Source organism: Bacillus sp. MSP13 (genome assembly GCF_000815295.1).
Taxonomy (GTDB): Bacteria; Bacillota; Bacilli; order Bacillales; family Bacillaceae; genus Bacillus; species Bacillus vallismortis.
In genome coordinates this window covers 315030-337696 of record NZ_JXAQ01000004.1, presented here as the reverse complement: position 1 = coordinate 337696, position 22667 = coordinate 315030, and the positions used below count along the sequence as shown (strand labels likewise).

Annotated in this window: 13 protein-coding genes, 1 tRNA gene and 1 pseudogene; 12 read left to right on the top strand and 3 right to left on the bottom strand. The window is 43.9% G+C overall.

Annotation, left to right across the window (positions count from 1 at the left end; all coding sequences use genetic code 11):
- Positions 1–5: 5 nt before the first annotated feature.
- The gene (gene gltD / locus SC79_RS04950) at positions 6–1487 is read left to right on the top strand and encodes a glutamate synthase small subunit (RefSeq protein WP_039074113.1); all 1482 of its coding nucleotides are present in this window, start codon (positions 6–8) and stop codon (positions 1485–1487) included.
- A 56-nt stretch (positions 1488–1543) separates the two neighbouring features.
- Here the strand turns inward: gltD and SC79_RS04945 are convergent, their stop codons facing one another.
- Positions 1544–2533, bottom strand: a complete 990-nt coding sequence (locus SC79_RS04945; protein ID WP_039074112.1) for a zinc-binding dehydrogenase — start codon at positions 2531–2533, stop codon at positions 1544–1546.
- 129 nt (positions 2534–2662) lie between these two features.
- Between SC79_RS04945 and SC79_RS04940 the strand changes: the two are divergent.
- Positions 2663–3519: pseudogene (locus SC79_RS04940) on the top strand (LysR family transcriptional regulator).
- Positions 3520–3611: 92 nt separating this feature from the next.
- On the opposite strand, the gene ggt reads toward SC79_RS04940, so the two are convergent.
- A complete protein-coding gene (gene ggt / locus SC79_RS04935; RefSeq protein WP_039074110.1) occupies positions 3612–5375 on the bottom strand; it encodes a gamma-glutamyltransferase in 1764 nt (587 codons plus the stop codon).
- A 453-nt stretch (positions 5376–5828) separates the two neighbouring features.
- Between ggt and SC79_RS04930 the strand changes: the two genes are divergently transcribed.
- From SC79_RS04930 to SC79_RS04900, 6 genes are all read left to right on the top strand, one after another.
- Positions 5829–6476: a bifunctional transcriptional activator/DNA repair enzyme AdaA gene (locus tag SC79_RS04930; protein ID WP_082022548.1), complete on the top strand. Its 648-nt coding sequence runs from the start codon at positions 5829–5831 to the stop codon at positions 6474–6476.
- Positions 6466–7014: a methylated-DNA--[protein]-cysteine S-methyltransferase gene (locus SC79_RS04925; protein ID WP_039074109.1), complete on the top strand. Its 549-nt coding sequence runs from the start codon at positions 6466–6468 to the stop codon at positions 7012–7014. Before SC79_RS04930 ends, SC79_RS04925 begins: the two co-directional genes overlap by 11 nt.
- A 497-nt stretch (positions 7015–7511) precedes the next feature.
- Complete coding sequence (locus SC79_RS04915; protein WP_010330620.1) at positions 7512–7742, top strand: excisionase family DNA-binding protein; 231 nt, start codon at positions 7512–7514, stop codon at positions 7740–7742.
- Between the two features lie 316 nt (positions 7743–8058).
- Positions 8059–8604 carry a site-specific integrase gene (locus SC79_RS04910; protein ID WP_010330621.1) on the top strand — a complete coding sequence of 182 codons (546 nt, stop codon included), beginning with the start codon at positions 8059–8061 and terminating at the stop codon, positions 8602–8604.
- Positions 8605–8655: 51 nt separating this feature from the next.
- Positions 8656–8728, top strand: a tRNA-Arg gene (locus SC79_RS04905).
- Between the two features lie 247 nt (positions 8729–8975).
- Positions 8976–9164: a hypothetical protein gene (locus SC79_RS04900; RefSeq protein ID WP_010330622.1), complete on the top strand. Its 189-nt coding sequence runs from the start codon at positions 8976–8978 to the stop codon at positions 9162–9164.
- 637 nt (positions 9165–9801) lie between these two features.
- On the opposite strand, the gene iseA is transcribed toward SC79_RS04900, so the two are convergent.
- Positions 9802–10347 (bottom strand): DL-endopeptidase inhibitor IseA, encoded by a 546-nt coding sequence (iseA, locus tag SC79_RS04895; protein WP_039074107.1) that lies wholly within the window; start codon positions 10345–10347, stop codon positions 9802–9804.
- Positions 10348–10624: 277 nt separating this feature from the next.
- Here iseA and SC79_RS04890 point away from each other — a divergent pair, with 277 nt between their 5' ends.
- The 4 genes from SC79_RS04890 to SC79_RS04875 all read left to right on the top strand — a co-directional run bounded on the left by SC79_RS04890 (position 10625) and on the right by SC79_RS04875 (position 22652).
- The gene (locus SC79_RS04890) at positions 10625–12016 is read left to right on the top strand and encodes an MATE family efflux transporter (protein WP_039074106.1); all 1392 of its coding nucleotides are present in this window, start codon (positions 10625–10627) and stop codon (positions 12014–12016) included.
- Between the two features lie 131 nt (positions 12017–12147).
- Complete coding sequence (galM, locus tag SC79_RS04885) at positions 12148–13122, top strand: aldose 1-epimerase (RefSeq protein ID WP_039074105.1); 975 nt, start codon at positions 12148–12150, stop codon at positions 13120–13122.
- A 33-nt stretch (positions 13123–13155) separates the two neighbouring features.
- Positions 13156–14631, top strand: coding sequence for a D-alanyl-D-alanine carboxypeptidase/D-alanyl-D-alanine endopeptidase (gene dacB / locus SC79_RS04880; RefSeq protein ID WP_039074104.1), 1476 nt, complete (start codon positions 13156–13158; stop codon positions 14629–14631).
- 344 nt (positions 14632–14975) lie between these two features.
- A complete protein-coding gene (locus SC79_RS04875) occupies positions 14976–22652 on the top strand; it encodes a non-ribosomal peptide synthetase (protein ID WP_039074103.1) in 7677 nt (2558 codons plus the stop codon).
- Positions 22653–22667: the final 15 nt, after the last annotated feature.

The following is a 22667-nucleotide window of genomic DNA, read 5'->3' as shown; positions in this document are numbered from 1 at the left end:
GGAACATGGGGAAACCAACTGGATTTATGGAGATCAAACGAGAAAAACCTGCTGAGCGGGACCCTCTCACTCGCTTAAAGGATTGGAAAGAATATTCTGCTCCTTTTTCAGAAGAAGCATCGAAACGGCAGGGGGCGCGGTGTATGGATTGCGGTACACCGTTTTGCCAGATCGGTGCGGACATTAACGGATTTACATCCGGCTGTCCGATTTACAACTTAATTCCTGAATGGAATGATCTTGTCTACCGGGGCAGATGGAAAGAAGCATTAGAACGCCTTCTAAAAACAAACAACTTTCCTGAATTCACAGGGCGGGTATGTCCCGCTCCTTGTGAGGGATCATGCACATTAGCCATTTCAGACCCGGCCGTATCAATTAAAAACATCGAGCGGACCATAATCGACAAAGGATTTGAGAACGGCTGGATTCAGCCTCGAATTCCTAAAAAACGAACAGGCAAAAAAGTGGCGATTGTTGGTTCAGGCCCAGCCGGACTGGCGAGTGCTGACCAGCTGAATCAAGCGGGGCATTCCGTCACTGTTTTTGAACGCTCAGACAGAGCGGGAGGTCTTTTAACATACGGCATTCCGAACATGAAGCTGGAGAAGGGGATTGTAGAACGCCGGGTTAAATTGCTGACGCAAGAAGGAATTGATTTTGTCACGAACACAGAAATCGGCGTTGACATTACAGCTGATGAGCTGAAGGAGCAATTTGACGCTGTGATTCTGTGCACTGGCGCTCAAAAACAGCGGGACCTATTAATTGAAGGTCGCGACTCAAAAGGAGTCCATTATGCGATGGACTACCTGACACTTGCAACAAAAAGCTATCTAGATTCTAACTTTAAAGACAAGCAATTCATTGATGCCAAAGGGAAAGATGTCATCGTAATCGGAGGCGGAGACACAGGCGCTGACTGTGTTGCTACTGCTCTGCGGCAAAAAGCCAAAAGCGTACACCAATTCGGAAAACACCCGAAACTTCCGCCAGCCCGCACAAATGACAATATGTGGCCTGAACAGCCGCACGTCTTTACGCTTGAATACGCTTATGAAGAAGCGGAAGCAAAATTCGGAAGAGATCCGAGGGAATACTCGATTCAAACGAAAAAATTGGTTGCAGATAAAAATGGCAAGTTAAAAGAGCTGCATACCATTCAAATGGAAAAAGTGAGAAATGAGCACGGAAAATACGAGTTCCGCGAGCTGCCTGGAACGGAAAAAGTATGGCCTGCTCAGCTTGTCTTCATCGCTATCGGCTTTGAAGGCACAGAACAGCCGCTGTTGAAACAGTTCGGTGTTGATTCTGTAAAAAACAAAATCAGTGCAGCATATGGGGATTATCAAACAAATATCGATGGCGTATTTGCCGCAGGGGATGCAAGAAGAGGCCAAAGCTTAATCGTATGGGCGATTAATGAAGGCCGTGAAGTGGCGCGTGAAGTGGATCGATATTTGATGGGGAGTTCAGTTCTTCCGTAAATAAAGGGGATTATTATATAAGAGAAACCGGTCTGTTTGAACAGCCGGTTTCTTTTTTATTTCATTACGATTCCGATATTCCCAAACTGTCTGCCTTCCTGCATTCTGGTATATGCTTCACATGCTTTTTCTAAAGGATATGTGCTGTCAAGTACAGGACGCAGCTGATGTTTTTCAATGAAAGCGAGCATATCGTGAAATTCTTCACAGCTTCCCATCGAGGTCCCCAATACATTGATCTGAGGAAAGAATAAAGAACGCATCGGAAAACTGAGAACATCACCTGAACTTGTCCCAAAGCTGACAATACGGCCGTTCGGTTTTACATGGCTGAAATATTCCGAAAAGAGGGCGGGGCCTATACTGTCAAGAACCACATCAACCTTTTCTCCATGCAAATGTTCATCCCAATTACTGTAGCTGTCAAATGCGCAATCAGCACCTAATTGCAGCGCTTTGTTTCTTTTCTTCTCACTGCGGGAGGTCACGCTTACTGTCGCCCCGATCGCTTTAGCCATGAAGAGCGCATAGGTTGCAACACCGCTGCCGATGCCGGGTATCAATAGATGCTCGCCTTTTTTCAATTGGGCTTTTGTGAAAAGGGCCCGATAAGCGGTTAAAGCAGATAAAGGTAAAACGCCTGCTTCTTCCCAGGATAAATAAGAAGGTTTTTTGATCGCGTTTTGTGAAGGAATGATCACATATTCAGCAAGTGTTCCGTCAGAAGGGCCTCCCAGAATCTCCGGAACAGACGGTACGTTTTCTGTGAAATCCCAGTTCAGTGTCGGGAAAATAATCACTTCAGTTTGAACTGCAACGTTTTTCACGCCTTCACCGACCTCTTCAATGATACCCGCGCCGTCAGACCCCAGTGTCACATGAGGATCTTGTTCAGAGTTGTTTTTCATAAGAAACAGGTCGCGATGGTTTAGACCTGCAGATTTTAATTTTACCTTTACCTCGCCGTATCCGGGCTGTTTTGATGGAACGTCTTGAAACGATACCCCCAGAAGTCCGGCTTTCCCGTTGTGAATTACAGCCTTCATGCTGTCTGCCTCCTCATTGAATTGTATTTTCATATCTTCACCTATTTTACATAGCGGTTTTCTTCAAGTAAAATGAACAAAAATGATAGCCGATATCACTTTTTATCATAGCGAGAAGGTGAATTCCCTATGGAAAGCAGAGATTTAAAGATTTTTCGGGCTGTTGCCCGCGAAGGAAGCATAACGAAGGCAGCCCAGAAACTGAATTATGTTCAATCGAATGTGACAGCCAGAATACATAACCTTGAGGAAGATTTGAATATCAGGCTGTTTCATCGAACGAATCGGGGGATGAAGCTGACCGCTGCTGGAGAAAATCTTTTGCAATATGCGGATCAAGTATTAGCGCTGTTAGACGAAGCTGAAAAATCGGCACAGATGGGCCTGCATCCAAAAGGACCTTTGCGGATCGGTTCGTTGGAAACAACGGCGGTAACGCACCTGCCCGAGCATGCGGCATCCTTCCTCAAGCGTTTTCCTGAAGTTGATTTATCAGTCAATACAGCTGATACCCACAATTTGATGCAACAGGTTCTAGATCATAAAGTTGATGGCGCTTTTGTATACGGCCCGGTTGAGCACACGGATATCAGACAAATCCCTGTTTCCCGTGATGAATTGGTTTTGATTTCATCACAGGAGGGGACAGCAGAAGACGTGCTTCGGCAGCCGATGCTCTTTTTTGGAGCCGGCTGTTCTCATCGCGCTAGGGTTAAAAGATTGCTGGAGGAAGCAGGCATTCAAAATCAAAAAATCATAGAGTTTGGCACATTGGAAGCCATTATAAGAGGAGTATCCGCCGGGCTCGGTACGGCGCTGCTCCCGAGGTCTGCAGTCGACTGGTCCGAGCTACGCACGAATGTATGGATTCATCAGCTGCCCGCAGCGTATCAAGACTTAGAGATTGTATTTATATATAGAAATGACTTTTTTATTACGAGTGCATTTCAGAGATTTATAGATGAGATAGCGAAATGAAAAGATGAAGCTTGTGCGCCGCGATAGGCATGAGGTAGAATATAAAGGTTTATATACAAAAAAACTGTACTCATTTGAACCGAGTACAGTTTTTTCCTTTTTATTTCCGTTTTACATTAATGCCGATCGCTGCGCCGTTTCTGCTTGAATCAGCTACACCTTTAAAGATGCCATTCTCATGGTCGATCGAAATGCTTTGTACGTTTCCGATATCTACCGGGCTTGTGCCAAACTTGTGGCCCATGCCGTTTAGTTTGCCGAGAACATCTTCAGGAACCCCGTCTTCGTAACGATAGGAACTCATCTTGTTTGTGTAAATTCTCGGCTCTTCAACAGCTGCTTTTAATTCCATGCCGTATTCGATGTGATAGAGGATGGTTTGCAAGACGGATGAAATGATGGTGGCCCCGCCAGGAGATCCGACGGTAAGCACGGGTTTGTCATCCTTAAATAAAATGGTCGGGGTCATGCTGCTTAAAGGCCGTTTGTTCGGCTGAACTTCGTTAGCTCCGCCTGGAACCGCATCAAAATCCGTTAGTTCATTATTTAATATGACGCCGTAATCAGGGACCATAATACCCGTGCCAAACAGCTGTTCAATTGTCGTCGTATAGGACACAACATTTCCCCAGCGGTCTGCAACTGTAAAATGGGTTGTTTGGCCGTCTACTTTGTCTTCCGGCTGTTCGACTTGCTTATAGTTTGCGGATCCTTCTTGGTATTTCCAAGGATCACCGGCTTTCGGTTTTTTATTGACCTGATCTAGATTGATTAATTGCTGGCGTTCTTTAATATAATCAGAGTGAAGCAAGCCTTTAAGTGGAACGTTTACAAATTCAGGGTCACCTGCGTAAGACGCACGGTCGGCATAAGACAAATGCATCGTTTCAGCAAGCAGATGATATTTTTCCCATGAGCGGACATCATATTGTGAAAGGTTGAAATCATCAAGTATCTTCAGCATTTGCAATAAGAAAATGCCGCCAGAGCTTGGAGGAGGGGTTGTTGCAATTTGATAGCCTTGGTAGTCTCCCCAAATCGGTTCATCGATTGTAATGTCGTAATTTTCTAAATCTTTCTCTGTCATTGATCCGCCGAACTCCTGCACAGTGCCAGAAAGCGCTTTGGCGAATTTTCCTTCATAAAAAGCGTCAATGCCTTTGGAGCGAATCAGCTTAAATGTCTTAGCCAAATCCTTTTGAATCAGGGTATCGCCTTCTTTAAGCGGCTCTCCATTCGGCAAAAATACATCTTTTGCGGCAGTCCGCGACAGCTTTTCCTGATAATCAGAAATGGCATCTGCTAACACAGAATCAATCGGAAAGCCTTTTTCAGCGAGTTTAATAGAAGGAGTTATTAATTTTTTCATTGAACGGGTTCCCCATTTATCCAGAGCTTCTTCCAGCCCTTTCAGCGTACCTGGAACACCGATGGCAGTACCTTTAGTCACCCGTTCAGAGAAAGGAATCGCTTTCCCGTCTTCATCGAGAAACATACCGGGTGTTGCGCCTGCCGGAGCGCGTTCGCGGCTGTCAATGATCGTTGTATCCTTAGTTTTTCCATCATACACCATCATAAAACCGCCGCCGCCAATGCCTGACATCATCGGCTCAGTTACATTGAGTGCAAATTGGATGGCTACCGCCGCGTCGATGGCATTTCCTCCTTTTTTCAGTACATCAGCACCAATTTCCGAAGCGAGAGGATGGGCGGTGGCAACCATGCCGTCTTTCCCTACATCTACTTGTTTGTAATCATCGTAGCTTTTGGGCGGCTTTTTAGCTTCCGCGTGAAAAGGGACACTTCCAGCGAGTAACAGAACACTAAGCAGCGCTGTTAAACAAATGTTCCACGTTCTTTTCATGTTCTCCCTCCTATATGAAGCTGTTATGTTACAATCTTAGCGTAAAAAACTTACAGTGGTTTCACAAGTGACAAATGATATATTATAAAGAACATTCCACCGTTTTTCTGTGCAAAATTGATTATATGGAGGTGAGCCATCCCCGCCAGCATTTCAAAAAAAACACGCTAAGCAAATTGGGCTCTTTATTATGAAAGAACGTAAGAGTTGTAAAAGGCTCGCTCTCTAAACTGTCCACTCCTCTTTAAAAAAATGGCTCTAGTGACCAGTTGAATTCAAACGTCATACGCGCTATAGATTTTTGACCCTCTCCAATCATATGAAACAGGCTATGTATGATTACATAACAACTCTTCATTTTCATTTCATTATCTTGCTGTTACATTCTAAAATACTTTCAATAAGTTGCTTTGAGGGTTTCTGGGTTTATACTGAAGCTAGAGGTGATTCAAAATGACATACAATCGGAAAGTGAATACGAACCGAACTAATCAACAACAGTCTAACAAACTGATTTTGCCCTCTCCTGTTTCTGATGAACAATGGCAGGCTATTATCCATAATGATGCTTCTTATGACGGCTATTTTTTTTATGCAGTGAAAACAACAGGGATTTTTTGCCGCCCTTCTTGCAAATCAAGAGTACCCAAAAGAGAAAACATTGGCTTTTTTGAAAATGCTGATCAAGCACTAGCCGCACATTTTCGCCCCTGCAAACGGTGCAAGCCAACCGGGAAAAGATTGCCTGATGAGGAGTGGATTGCTTTCATAACTGAATATGTGGATAGCCACTGCGATGAAAAGTTGACGCTTGAAATCCTTGCGCTTCAGAGTCACGGAACCCCTTATCACTTGCATAGAACCTTTAAAAAAATCAAAGGCATGACCCCGGTGGACTACATCCAGCATGTTCGAATAAAAAAAGCAAAAATGTTATTGGCCACTTTTGATGACCCAGTTTCTGAAGTTGGTAAGTCTGTCGGGCTTTCCAATACACCATATTTTATCACGCTGTTTAAGAGGAAAACCGGAGAAACGCCGGAAGCTTACCGTAGACAGCAAAAACAAAACCTAAAGGAGACATACTCAAATGGCACCTAAAAAAAGCAGTTCTCTCTATTGGTCCTTATTTTCTTATGAAAACTGGAAGATGTACATTGCCGCAACACATAATGGTCTATGTTTTGTCGGATCGCCAAATCAGCCATTCGAAGAATTGGGGAAATGGGCAAATCATTACTTGCCTGGAAACGACCTGATTCGAGATGACGAAAAATTGCAACCCTTTGCAGATGAGCTTGTTCATTATTTTCAAGGCAAGCTCAATCGGTTCACCATTCCCATCTTTTATCGCGGTACACCTTTTCAGGAAGCCGTATGGAAGGCACTATGTGATATTCCGTTCGGTCAAACTAGATCCTACTCAGATATTGCTCAACAAATTCAAAAACCGACTGCTGTTCGGGCCATTGGGAGGGCCATTGGAACAAATCCGATCCTCATTACTGTTCCGTGCCATCGTGTGATCGGCAAAAATGGATCGCTGACGGGCTATCGCGGCGGAATAGAAATGAAAACGCAACTGCTGGAACTTGAACGAGGCTTTACAAACAATGGGAAGGAGTTACATTGTGTCTGATCAGCAGTAACATCTTTAGCCAAAATCAACTACATCAAAGGCTTGAAGGCGATTCCTTGTATCTCAAGACCATCTACATGAAACATTATCGTTTTGGAACAGAGGGTACAAATAAGATCATATTCTCACAGATTGTCATCGCACGGCGGCCTTTTCGCGTTTCAGAAAAACGTATGACAACAGTCGATAAGAACTCTGCTTATCCTATGGCAATTGAACAGTGGAACAAAGACAAAAGCATGCAACGTAGACAACTAAAGCACTTAAAAATGACAATCATTTTTCTGTTTTAGAAAGTGGACTCGTTGTTTGTGAGTTTTTTCATTATATTCTTTAAATAAAAATTCTGCTCTATTCTTATTTGAATTTCCTTAGCGTGTTTATTTCTAAAAATACCCCACATAGCACATGAACCTGTTTTTCTGTGCAAAATTGATTATATTGGCATAAGCCGTGTGCTATATTAGAAGCAGTTACGAATTAGAAAGGATACCTATATGTATTTAACAATTAAAGAAACAGCAGATTATGCAAATCTTTCAGAGGATTATATTAAAAGCTTGGTGCTCGAAGGAAAAATCAGGGCCGTTCATGATGGTGAGCAATATTTGATTTATAAGGGGCAGTTCAAAACCCATCTCGAACAGCTGGAGAATTACAAAGCACTCGTCCAGGAAATATTAAATGAACCGATCCCAGAAGATATTGATGTAAAGGATGAAGATTAGGACACAATTTCAAATTGTGTCTTTTTTTTGCATATGTTTTTAGATACACCAGAAAAATGGAAGCTTCAGATTTTGTTTTAAGCGGTTTTTAGATAATGCATAGAGCAATAGGTATCTAAGAGGTTAAAAGCTTTATATGAGGTTTTAAATGCCGTTTTATCGGAAGGGGGCGTTTCGGACGTTTCTTGCCCGCTTATGTAACACTATGTATATTATGTTACATAAAAGCCGCTGTACTTTGACATTCAACGTTTTTCAGCTATAATAGTAACATAGACCTCAATACGTTACATAACGGTTTGTAAGGAGTTTTTCGATGCATATTGTACAGCCGATTCGCAGTTTAGAGAAAATCCAAGATGTAAAACAGTATTTGCTAAACAAAAACAAACGGGATTACTTTTTGTTTATTTTCGGCATCAACAGCGCGCTCCGCATTTCTGATATTTTGCCGCTGCAAGTGAAGGATGTTAAAAACAAAGACCATTTATGGGCAACTGAAAGCAAAACGAAAAAGAAAAGAAAGATTCTGATCTTAGAGTCGTTGAAACAGGAAATATACGAGTATACGAAAGATATGAAAGAAAACGAATATCTTTTTAAATCTGTTCGGACCAGGAAACCGATTTCCCGCATTCAGGCCTACAGGATTTTAAGAGAAGCCGCCGCAGCGTGCGGACTTGAGGAGATAGGGACGCATACGTTACGGAAAACGTTTGGCTATCATTTTTACCAGCGGACAAAAGATATCGCCGAGCTGCAGAGAATCATGAATCATTCATCACCCTCGATTACAATGCGATATATCGGTATTGATGAAGATACAACAAGGGCGGCGTATAAGGTTTTTGGAGGGCTTTAAAACAAACCTCTTGAAAATATTCATTATCGGAGCTACTATATAAATACAAAAGCTCTAGTAGCACAGCGGATAGTGCAGCAGTTTCCTAAACTGCAGGTCGGGAGTTCGAATCTCTCCTAGAGCGTTTTTAAAATGAGAGGGGTTCAGATTCATAAAGCTTTAAAACCCTTGTAAAACAAGGGTTTTTTGGTGTTTATAGGAGTTTTTCAGTTGAACAAGAATACGGTAGAAAACGATGTGAATTGATTTCTTATTACACATTATTTGCACTAGAATAAACCTAATGAGGAATAGAGAATCGTTCGACAAATTTTGCAAACTGTTACATTTCTAGATCTCTTGTTTGATAATAAAAGAAGAGGTGAAAGTTTATGAACATTGTAGTTGACTTTTGGTTTGACAATGGAAATGTAAGAACAGCTAAAGTAAATGCAGAATCTGAGAAGGCACTTATAAAAGAATTACAAGAATGTGAACATTGGTATGAGTATGAGAATGGTAAGCGTATTGCAAATATTAATATGCGACTTGTAACGCAATTTGATGTAAGAGCGAAATAAAGTCTATCAAAAAGCATCCTTCGGGGTGCTTTTTATTTTGACAATTGTATACCACAAAAGTTTTCAGGTGCACACAAGCGTTAGAAGAAAGAAACATTTTAAGGGAGGGCACTCGTTAAACGTAATGATAGTCATTCAATTGCATCCAGACTTATTTGCGTGTGTGAATGTATGATCTAAATGGACAGCTGGAAAGCCGAAGAAGGAGACGACGTAAAGGTTAATATACTGTGTAGACAAAATCACTTTTAAAAACTATCCGAGATCTCAAAAGAATAAGGGGATTCTTTAAGGCTGTCGAGGTTTTCTCGGCAGCCTTAGAGTGCGTTAAGCGCCCATTTTTTGAGGAGATAAGTGGAGAGTCATTTAGCTTTACTACGCTTTATAAGCTTGTATGGAATAAGCATCATTATATTGGTGGTCATAGCGAATTTTGCTCCTTTCTTGGCGATGCGGTTATACTATGTTGCCGCAGCTTTCGTCTTTCTGATTGTTTATCTGATATATTATTATTCCCAAAAGGTTAGAGGAGGAAATGGTATATAAATTGCATAATGAATAGGAGAAATAGACAACGAGCCTTTTCGTCTGTCATCTTTCTTTAGACCAAAAAACGCCCGCTTACCGGGCGTTTTCATTATATAACGGCGTCAAATTGATTGACCTTCCATTTATTTTTTTCTTTTACATATGTCACTTTTCGTTTCGCTGCAGGTGACCCATCTAAAGTTGGAACGGTAAATTCGTAAGTGATTGTGCCGCCTTTTTTAGAGATTCGTTTAGCAGTTGATTTTTTCCAATTTAAAAGGTTATCTCCGTCGCCGATCGGAACCGCAAGTTTTCCTTTTGAAACAGTGAAGTGGTAGTCTTTAAAGCCTTTTTCGATTGCTGTTTTTGTGAAAATAGGTGTTAAGTAATTCACTGCTTTTGCTTTCGTCCCTAGATCACTGCACATGTACACATATTGAAGGTTTTGATGCTCAAATGTGCCTGATGGGCAAACTGCTTTTTTCGCTTTTGGATTGTGGCCGCTCATTGTATTCCAAAAATGCTCTCTTGCTGATAATGCCAGCTGCAGTGCTTGTTTTTGTGATAAATCGCCTGAAGTGTTTTTTGCAAATGCATTTGTGTTTAATGTCAGAATAAGTGCAATCGTTGTTAGAAATAAAAGACATTTTTTCATTGTGGTTCACTCCTTCAAAATCTCTTTCTCTTATGTTACAAATGTTACAATAATTACGGATAGATTACAACACTTTTGCATAAATTATTTTTCTCACAAAGAAGCAGGCTGTTACTTGGCAGTTTATTCTTCATAAGCTAAAAAGATGTGTAAAATGAGAAGAATCGGGAAGGGTTTCATGTGTAAGGTGATGAATAATATCATGTTGGATATCCTGTTTTTGTCAAAAGAAATAGGGGCGTGACTACAAACGAAATGAAATGAAGGAGCTTTCGATATGGAAACATCACAAGAACAACTTGCAACTGAAAAGAAAAGCAACCCAACTGTCTGGCGGTCAATGTCACTCTTTTTAGTGCCGCTTTTGCTAAGCAATGTGCTGCAATCAGTCGGCCAGCTTGTCGGAATGATGGCTGTAGGCCGATGGCTTGGTGTTGATGCAGTTGCGGCTGTATCATCCTTTTTCCCGTTATTTTTTCTTTTAATCTCATTTACAATTGGGATCGGTTCAGGAAGTTCGATCCTGATCGGACAAGCCTACGGGGCGAAGAATGAGGAGCGGTTAAAGGCTGTTGTCGGGACAACGCTCACGTTTACGTTTTTATTAGGGGTTGTGCTAGCTGTCGTCGGCAGTATTTTTACCATGGATATTCTTCGCTTAATGGGCACGCCTGAAAATGTTATTCATGTCAGCGCCAGCTATGCACGTATTTTATTTTACGCTATGCCGTTTATGTTTTTATATTTCGCTTATACAACATTTTTGCGCGGAACAGGGGATTCTAAGACACCGTTTTATACGCTGATTGTGAGCACGGTCATCAACATAGCGCTTTTGCCCCTCTTAATCCTTGGCATGTTCGGTTTTCCGCAGCTGGGCATATATGGATCCGCATATGCCACCGTCGTTTCTACTATTGTGACATTTATCGTGTTAATGGTGTATTTGCGAAAACGAAACCATCCGTTGCAATTCGACAAAACGGTGCGGCGGTATTTGAAAATGGATAAGGAATTGCTGGTCCTCCTGCTGCGTCTCGGGATTCCTTCAAGCATTAATATGATTCTCGTTTCACTATCAGAGATAGCGGTTATTTCATTCGTCAACCATTACGGTTCTAATGCGACAGCTGCTTACGGGGTAGTCAACCAGGTAGCCAGCTATGTGCAGATGCCTGCTGTCAGTCTCGGCATAGCAGTATCTATTTTCGCTGCGCAATCCATCGGAGCAAACGAGGTTGACCGCTTAAAGCAAGTGATTCGTGTCGGGATTTGGCTGAATTATATCATTGGCGGCGTGCTGATCATTTTGATCTATGTTTTTTCACATCAGATTTTGGCGTTGTTTTTAACCGAGAAAGACACACTTTACATCGCGCACCGTCTCTTGATGATTACATTGTGGAGCTATTTGCTGTTTGGAAACGCCCAAATTTTTTCTGCGACGATGCGCGCAAGCGGAACGGTTTTATGGCCGACCGTGATCAGTATTTTCGCTATCTGGGGAGTAGAGGTGCCTGTCGCGTTCGTACTTTCCCACTACACAAAGCTTGAAATACTCGGTGTATGGGTTGGCTATCCGGCTGCATTTGCCGTCAGCTTGCTGTTGATTTATGGGTATTATCAATTCGTGTGGAAAAAGAAACAAATTACACGTCTCATCCAATAGACTCATTAAACATGCCGTTTAACATGTGAACGGTGTGTTTTTATTTGATAGGAAAAACATAAAATGGAGGAAATATGGCACATGACATTGAATTCTTATAAAGAAATGAATCAAGGAGAGGTTGAGTACACATGTCAAACTACGTCGAGAAGATTACGCATTTAGGAACGCCTGCCATCAAAGCAGGCAACGAGCATATAGAAATGATTGTCGTTCCAGAGTGGGGGAGCAATGTCATTTCTCTTGTGGACAAAGCAACAAAAATCCAGCTTTTGCGTGAACCCGAAACAGCAGAAAGTTTTCATGACACACCAACATTATATGGAATCCCGATCCTGTTTCCGCCTAACCGGGTAAGTGACGGGACATTCAGTTTCCGGGGTAGAACGTATCATTTTGATATCAATGAAAAGGATAAACACAACCATCTTCACGGGTTTCTTTATCAAGAAAAGTGGCACGTCGTAACCATGGAGCAAACGGACGAAGAAGTGCTCGTTGAAACAGAAATTGATCTATCAGAACTACCCCATGTATATAGACAATTTCCTCATCATGCCGTCGTTCGGATGACATATCAGCTAAAGGGGAATACTTTATTTAAACATGCAACGGTCATGAACAAAGGAAAGGAAGCGTTTCCATGGGGGATCGGTTATCATACTACATTTTTGTTTCCAGAAGAAAGCTCGTTATTTTCCCTGACAGCAGATCAGCAGTGGGAATTGAATGAACGCCTGCTGCCGACCGGGAAACTCATGGATGTACCGAATAGAGAAGCGCTGCATAAAGGGATGGAGTTACGCGAGAAGCAGCTGGATGATGTCTTTTTATCTGCTTATCAGAAAAGGGGCGGAGAAAATGAGGCAATCATTTATTATCAGCATGCAAATCTAAGCATTATTTATCAGGCTGATGAACAATTTAAACATTGGGTAGTATACAATGCGGACGCAAAACAGGGGTATTTATGCCCTGAACCTTACACATGGGTGACAAACGCTGTGAATCTTGATTTGCCTTCATCACTCACTGGTTTACAAGTGCTGGAGCCGGGCGAAAAAACGACAGCCAAAAGCAGCATCACCATCGAACTGAATCAATAGCTAATGATGAGGCGCAGAGAGGCGGGTAAATAAATGAAAAAAAGCATAAAGCTATATATTGCTGTTTTGCTGCTATTTGTCGTTGCTTCGGTACCTTATATGCACCAAGCTGCACAAGCGGCTGACAAACAAGCTGCATTTGCCGGACAGATCGATAAGATATTAGCTGAGCATCCTGCACTCGAAGGCGCAATAGCCGGCATCACCGTTCGCTCTGCGGATACAGGCGCTGTTTTATATGAGCATTCAGGAGACGTTCGAATGAGACCCGCCTCTTCTTTAAAGCTATTGACTGCGGCCTCGGCACTTTCCGTCCTTGGAGAGGATTATTCCTTTATAACCGAGATCCGGACAGACGGCGCCCTTAAAGGGAAAAAGCTGAATGGAAACCTTTATTTGAAAGGAAAAGGAGATCAGACGCTTTTACTCTCTGATTTTGAAGAAATGGCTGAGAAATTGAAACAGTCCGGCGTGAACATGGTGAAAGGCAATCTGATCGCTGATGATACGTGGTATGATGACATCCGATTATCACCTGATTTACCATGGAGTGATGAATATACGTATTACGGTGCTCAAATATCCGCTTTAACAGTATCACCAAATGAAGACTATGATGCAGGTACTGTGATTGTAGAGGTCAGCCCAGGGAAAAAAGAAGGGAAACGACCTTCCGTTTCTGTATCACCAAAGACGGATTATGTAACGGTCAAGAACAATGCTGAAACGACTGCGGCCGGTTTAAAGAAAGACCTCACAATCGAAAGAGAGCATGGGACAAACACGATCATAATTGAAGGAAGCGTACCGGTTGATGCAAGCAAGACAAAGGAGTGGATCGCGGTCTGGGAGCCGTCTGGATATGCCTTGGATTTATTTAAGCAAGCACTACAAAAACAAGGAATTACTATAAAAGGCAACGTCACGAGGGGCGCTGCACCCAGCTCCTCAGACGTGTTCATCTCCCATCACTCAATGCCTTTGTCAAAACTATTTGTTCCGTTTATGAAATTAAGCAATAATGGACATGCCGAAGTGCTCATAAAGGAAATGGGGAAAGTGAAAAAAGGAGAGGGGAGCTGGGAAAAGGGGCTGGAAGTATTAAACCATACACTTCCGGAATTCGATGTTGATCCCCAATCACTTGTCTTAAGGGACGGTTCAGGCGTCTCTCATATTAATGCTGTAACCTCAGATCAAATCTCAAAGCTGTTATATGACATTCAAGATGAAAAGTGGTTCTCAGCTTATCTACATTCTCTGCCTGTTGCGGGCAATCGTGACCGAATGATAGGCGGAACGCTGAGGAACCGTATGAAAGACACCCCTGCACAAGGGAAAATAAGGGCAAAAACCGGATCGCTAAGCACAGTCAGCTCTTTATCCGGGTACGCAGAAACCAAGAGCGGAAAAATCCTTGTGTTCTCTATTCTTCTAAACGGATTGATTGATGAAGAGGAAGGAAAAGATATTGAGGACCAAATCGCTGTGATCTTGGCAAATCAATAATCGCAGCAGACCTGTTTTCCAAGCCGAAAACAGGTTTTTTATGTCTGCCACCTTGACCTGACGCAACCGCGCATTTGCATAAGCGAAAAAGTAGTGTGTAAGGCCTGACAAAAAACGATACTTTTATCACTTCCAGTTCAAAAAAATGATAAAAAAAGAAACGAAAACTAAAGAAATAATACTATATTCAAGAAAATGTTATAAAAATTTAATATTCTTTATTGTACTTTAAAAAATATCCGTTAATATAGTGCATATATGGATTATATAGTCATATAATTTCTTTTATCGTCATTTTTCTGCTTTTTTCTTATCCTCTTAATATGAGAACTGGAGGGAATCCGTTGAGCGAACATACTTATTCTTTAACCCATGCCCAAAAGAGAGTGTGGTTTACCGAACTGCTGGAGCCAGGCACCGGCATTTGCAATCTCACGGCCTGTGTGAAATTCAGAGGCAATATTGATCATGATGCTTTAGAAGAAGCGTTGAATCATTCCATCTCCCGCAATGACGCCATCAGGTTTCAGCTGCTAGAAGGAGAGGAGCTTGAACCGCGACTCTACCTTGCCCAATATCAATATACTTCACTTGAAATAACAGACTTTTCAAATGTTGAAATGATAGAAATAGAGCAATGGATACAAGACCAAGCAAGCATTCCATTTCAACTGTTCAACTCGCCCCTTTATCAATTTTCTCTCCTAAGAATCCACTCTCATGAGGTTTGGCTGTTTGCAAAATTCCATCATATCATTATGGACGGCATCTCCTTAAACGTAATGGGAAATCAATTGATAGATCTTTATCAAAAAATAAAAAAGCAAGATCCTTTACCCGATCAGCCTGAACCTTCTTACTTGAGCTACATCGAAAAAGAAAGTCAGTATCTACAATCTTCACGTTTTGCAAAGGACCGTTTATTTTGGACTCAAACCTTTCAGCAGCCGCCGGATTATCACTCGTTAGCCGGCCAGACGTCCTTCCCAAAACAGAGCACATCCGCATCCAGAGATACCATCACACTTTCACCTCATCTAGGGCAAACGATACGAATCTTTTGCGAAGAACAAAAGATCAATATCATTTCTTTATTCATGGCTTCATTTTACATATGCATCAGCCGGCTCACATCTAAAAAAGATCTTGCCATTGGCACCTACTATGGCAATAGAGGGTCAAAGGCTGAAAAAGAAATGCTCGGCATGTTTGTCAGTTCTCTCCCCATCAGAATAACAGTTGACCCTGGCGCGGACTTCCTTTCCTTTGTCCGCAGAGTAGGCAGGGAACAGCTTTCCGTTATGCGTCACCAACGGTTTCCTTATAATTTACTGGTGAATGAATTACGAAAAGACCAGAAAAAATTACACAACCTTATCGGTATTTCTATGCAGTATCAGCCGCTCCAATGGCATAATGCAGACGGTTTTGACTATGAAACGGCGCTTTATTTCAGCGGATACACCGCGAACGAGCTTTCTGTTCAAATACAGGAGCGTATAGACACTGGAACCATACAATTAAATTTCGACTATCAAAATATCTTGTTTTCTCTTGAGGATATTAAACGAATACAGCTCCATCTGCTTACGTTACTGGAAAACGCCGTTCAACATCCGTACAAATTTATAAAAGAATTAGATATGACTAATGTAAAAGAAAAACAAAAATTGTTGTATGGGTTTAACAAGACGGAAGCTGTTTTGCCTATTGCGCCAAGCCTTCACGGGCTGTTTGAACGACAGGCGGCTTTCACACCGGAACGGCCAGCCATACGCTTTTCCGGCGGTTCGCTGACGTACGCTGAGCTTGACATGTATGCCAGCCGGCTGGGTGCGCGCCTCGCGGCACGCGGCGTCACGAAGGAAAGCGTCGTCGGTGTCCTGTCTGAGCGGTCACCTGACATGCTGATTGCTGTCCTTGCTGTCTTGAAGGCAGGCGGGGCGTATTTGCCGCTTGACCCTTCATATCCAGAGGAGAGGCTGAGCTACATGCTGAAAGACAGCGGCGCAGCTCTCTTGCTGACTCAACCGGGATGCTCCGCGCCGAACTTTTCTGGCGAAACGCTTGAAGTTGACATGACATCTCTTGCGGGCGAAAAAGCAGAAAACCTTTTGTTTGCTCCTGACAGCGGTTCTCTTGCTTATGTCATCTATACGTCGGGCTCCACCGGGCAGCCAAAAGGAGTGACCGTTGAGCACCGCCAAGCTATTTCCTTTCTGACCGGCATGCAGCGCGAGTTTCCGCTTCAGGAAGATGACATTGTCATGGTGAAAACCTCTTTTTCCTTTGATGCATCTGTCTGGCAGCTGTTTTGGTGGTCGCTTTCCGGCGCTTCGGCTTATCTGCTCCCGCCCGGCTGGGAGAAAGATCCGGCATTGATCGTTAAAGCCATTCATCAGGAAAAAGTGACAACGGTTCATTTTATTCCGGCTATGCTGAACAGTTTTCTCGATCAAGCAGAGATCGAAAGGCTGAGTGACGGGACAAGCCTGAAGCGTGTATTCGCCGGAGGTGAACCGCTTGCGCCAGGCACGGCAGCCCGTTTTGCTTCTTTATTGCCGCAAGTCTCACTGACCCATGGATACGGGCCGACAGAAGCAACGGTAGACGCGGCATTTTATGTGTTGGACCCAGAACGGGACAGGGACCGCTTGCGGATTCCGATCGGGAAGCCCGTACCCGGTGTGCGTTTGTATGTGTTAGATCCGCATTTAGCCGTACAGCCTTGCGGTGTCGCCGGCGAACTGTACATTGCCGGCGCGGGTGTTGCCAGAGGCTATTTGAATCGGCCGGCCTTAACGGAAGAGCGCTTTCTTGAAGACCCGTTTTACCCGGGCGAACGCATGTATAAAACAGGGGATGTAGTACGCTGGCTCCCTGACGGGAATATGGAATTCCTCGGCCGGTTGGATGATCAAGTGAAAATCCGCGGCTACCGGATTGAGCCCGGAGAAATTGAAGCGGCGCTTAGAAGCATAGAAGGCATAAGGGAGGCAGCCGTGACCGTACGGACAGACAGCGGAGAGCCGGAATTATGCGCGTATATAGAAGGGCTTCGGAGAAACGAAGTGAGGGCGCAGCTTGAGAGACTGCTGCCGAGCTACATGATCCCAGCCCATATGATAGAGATGGAACAGTGGCCGATTACGCCGAGCGGAAAGCTGGACCGAAACGCCCTGCCAGCTCCTGGCGGAGCGGCAAATGAAAAGGCCTACTCAGCGCCGAGAAATGTGACCGAGATGAAGCTTGCCCAGCTGTGGGAGGACGTGCTGAAAAATGGTCCTGTCGGGATTCACGACAACTTTTTTGATCGCGGAGGACATTCTCTAAAAGCAACGGCGCTTGTGTCCCGGATTGCCAAAGCATTCGATGTACAGGTGCCGCTGAAAGATGTGTTTGCCCATCCGACGGTAGAAGGGCTGGCTTCCGTTATCCGTGAAGGAACGGACAGTCCATATGAAGCGATGAAACCGGCGGAACAGCGTGAGACCTATCCGGTTTCATCTGCCCAAAAGCGGATTTATGTCCTTCAGCAGCTGGAGGACGGAGGAACAGGCTATAATATGCCGGCTGTGTTAGAGCTGGAAGGAAAGCTTGACCCCGAAAGGCTGGACAGGGCTTTCAAAGAGCTGATCAAGCGCCACGAGTCGCTTCGGACATCCTTCGAACAGGACGAAGGCGGCGATCCGGTTCAGCGCATCCATGACGAAGTGCCGTTTGCATTACAGACAGCAGTCCTCGGCGAACAAACTGAACAGGAAGCCGCAGCCGCGTTTATTAAACCGTTTGATCTCAGCCGAGCACCGCTGTTTCGCGCCCAAATCGTAAAGGTATCAGATGAACGGCACCTGTTGCTGGTTGATATGCACCACATCATATCAGACGGTGTTTCTGTCAACATTTTGATTCGGGAATTCGGGGAGCTGTACAACAACCGGATCCTTCCGGCGCTTCCCATTCAATACAAAGACTACGCCGTATGGCAAGAAGGGTTTAAAAAAGGAGACGCGTACCAGACGCAGGAGACGTACTGGCTGAAGCAGCTCGAGGGCGAGCTGCCGGTGCTGGATCTCCCGGCTGATCATACCCGCCCGCCGGTGCGGAGCTTTGCGGGGGACAAGGTCTCGTTTACGCTTGATCAAGAAACTGCATCAGGCCTTCATAAGCTGGCACGGGAGAATGGAAGCACACTGTACATGGTGCTTCTGGCAGCTTACACAGCGTTATTATCACGCTTGAGCGGACAGGAAGAAATCATCGTCGGCTCGCCAATTGCCGGCCGTCCGCACAAGGATCTTGAGCCAATACTCGGCATGTTTGTGAACACGCTGGCGCTGCGGGCACGCCCGGAGGGCGGGAAGCCGTTTGTGCAGTATTTGCAGGAAGTGCGCGCCACTGCATTGGAGGCCTATGAGCATCAGGATTATCCGTTCGAAGAGCTTGTCGACAGGCTTAAATTGACGCGAGATATGAGCCGGAATCCAGTATTTGATGCGATGTTTATCCTTCAAAATGTGGAAAAGCAGGACGTAGAACTGGAAGAGATAAAAGTCCGGGATGCCCATTTCACGCAACACATTTCTTTATTCGATATTACGTTAATAGCAACGGAAACAGATGGTGCCCTTTGCTGCGAATTGGAATTCAGTACAGAAATATTTCTGAAAGCTACGATGAAACGCTGGGCATCTCATTTTATCGAATTTCTGCATGCGGCCGTTTCTAATCCTGAAACAAGACTTTCACAAATAAACATACTTAGTGAAAAAGAAAAACAAAACATACTTACTGAATTCAACAAAACTCAAGTAGAATTTTCTCAAAAAGATGTTGCATTTCATCGCATGTTTGAAGCAAGAGCTGAAGAAACACCTGAACATATCGCTGTTATTGATGACAAAACACAAATTAGCTATCGGCTTCTAAACGAAAGAGCCAATCGCCTGGCACGGACATTGCAAAAAAGAGCAGAGACGAAGCCAACAGTGGCTGTTTTAGCCAAGCGCTCCATCGAGGCAATTATTGGCGTACTGGCAGTGATGAAAGCCGGCGGAGTGTATATCCCAATCGATTCACACTATCCAAAAACTCGTATTGAATACATTCTTCGTGATAGCGGTGCAGATATTCTTCTTTTACAACAGGAATTGAAGCATTTGATTTCAAACTCACCTGAACCTGAGATGTCTCACATCTGTCTTGATGATGAAGCCTTATATGAAGAAAATAGCAGTAACCTTGCCTTATCACCAGCTCTTGAAGACGCAGTATATATCATTTATACGTCAGGAACTACAGGTGCGCCTAAAGGTGTTATTGTCACCTATCGTAACTTTACTCATGCTGCTCTTGCGTGGCGTCAAATTTATGAACTGGATCAGAAGCCTGTCAGACTGCTTCAAATCGCAAGCTTTTCATTCGATGTCTTCTCAGGAGATTTGGCAAGAACATTGACCAACGGCGGGACTCTCATCGTTTGCCCAGAGGAAAAACGGCTGGAACCTGCTGAAATATATAAAATCATGAGCTCTAAAAGAATCACGATGATGGAGTCCACACCTGCTCTCATTATTCCGGTGATGGAGTATGTATACCGTAACCAGCTCAAGCTTCCTGACCTAGACATACTGATTCTTGGTTCTGACATGGTGAAAGCTCAAGATTTCAAAACATTAACAGAGCGCTTTGGCCAAAGCGTGCGCATCTTCAATAGCTATGGTGTCACAGAGGCAACGATTGATTCGAGCTTTTATGAAACAAGTACGGGAGAAGACTGGACGGGAGATAACGTACCAATCGGCAGCCCGCTGCCAAATGTACGCATGTACGTACTCAGCCAGACGGATCAAATTCAGCCGATTGGCGTTGCCGGCGAACTGTGCATCGGCGGGGCAGGTGTTGCGAAAGGCTATCATCATAAACCTGAATTAACACAGATGAAATTTACAGAAAATCCATTTGTCTCAGGAGAAAGACTGTACAGAACCGGTGATCGAGCCTGCTTGCTTTCAAACGGAATGATCCGGCTTCTTGGCCGAACGGATGATCAAGTGAAAATAAATGGATACAGAATTGAAACAGAAGAAATTGAAAGTGTTCTTCTTCAAACGGGGCTTGTCAGAGAAGCTGCTGTTACCGTTCAGCATGATAAGAATGGACATGCTGGTTTGGCAGCATATATTGTGCCTTCAGATGTCAATACAAATGCTCTCCGTGCTGCTTTAACAAAGGAGCTGCCGGCGTATATGGTTCCTGCGCATCTGATTCCTTTAGAAAACATGCCGCTGACCTTAAACGGAAAGCTGGACAAAAATGCATTGCCGGCTCCAAGTAATGTGTTGTCGCGCCCATATACCGCACCAGTTAACGACATACAAAAAACGCTGGCGTCTATATGGGAAGATGTACTGAGCATGTCACGAGTCGGCATTCACGATTCCTTTTTTGAGCTTGGCGGAGACTCAATTAAAGCATTACAAGTGGCAGCGCGGCTGGCAGCTGAAGGCTGGAGCATGACAATACGCAACTTATTCCGTTATCCAACAATTCAGGAACTAAGCGGACATATCACACCATTGGCATCTCAAGCCGATCAGGGGCCTGCGGAAGGTGAAGCTGACCTCACCCCGGTTCAGCGAAGATTTTTCGGACAGGCTCATGCTCTTCAATGTCATTACAACCAGTCCGTCATGCTTTTCAGTGAAAAAGGATTTAATGCTAACGTGCTTCGTCTAGCACTGCGTAAAATAACCGAGCATCATGATGCCATTCGCATGGTTTTTCAACAAGACCAAAACGGCCATGTCGTTCAGTATAATCGCGGAACAAATTATGAGGACCATGAACTGTTCAGCCTTCACCTCGCAGACTGGACAAAAGAGGCACTGGAAAGTACGCATCTTACTGAAAAACTAACCGCTGAGGAAACCGTCATTCAAAGCAAAATGAATGTACAAAAAGGGCCTCTGCTGCAAGCGGGTTTGTTTAAAACGGCAGGAGGGGATCATCTTCTGATTGCGCTTCACCATCTTGTGATAGATGGCGTTTCATGGAGAATTCTGCTTGAGGATTTAGCGGCAGCATACCAGCAGGCTTTAGAAAATCAAGAGATCCAATTACCGCCAAAAACCGATTCTTATTTATCCTACGCCAGTGGTCTTCAACAAATAGCCGAAAGCAAACAATTGCTTGCCGAAAAATCGTATTGGCAAACGATTTTGGGCGCTCACACTGCATTTCTTAGCATAGAAAAAGTGCCGGGCAAACTGCAAGTGAACAGCAATACAGCAGCATTTTCACTGTCCGGGGACTGTACTGAAAAGTTGCTGTTTGAAACTCAGAAAGCCTATGGCACTGATGCCAACGAGCTTTTGCTTACGGCGTTAGGATTGACGCTTTCTGAATGGACAGGGCATGACCAAATCGTGATCAGCACTGAGGGACACGGAAGAGAAGGGCATGTGCCACATATGGATATTTCACGGACAATTGGATGGTTTACTTCCATTTATCCTATTCTGCTAGACATGAGTATTCCCGAGCTTTTCGAAGATCAGCTCGCTTACCGAATTAAGACGACAAAAGATATGCTGAGAAGAGTGCCGAACAAAGGAACTGGCTACGGATTGTTAACACATATAGGAGAACTGCGGCATAAAGATCCTGAGGTCAGCTTTAATTATCTCGGCCAATTCAGCGAAGAGAAGGAAGCTGAAACATTTCAATTATCATATTACCAGCCTCGTTATGAAATAGCAGGTGAGCGAGAACGAGAATATGAGCTGGACATCAATGCTTTGATTACGGACGGACGGCTTCATGTAAGAGCGGTATACACCCAAGTGTTCAGCAAACACGCAATTGAGTGTTTTATGGATCGTTTAAACAGGCATCTTATCGAGATCATTGAACATTGTTCGCAGAAAAAAACACGCGAAAAAACGCTCAGCGATTTCAGCAATAAGGAATTAACGTTGTCTGCATTATCTAGCATTGAAAATCTTGTGAAAGATCTCTAACTTTGAAAAGGTGTG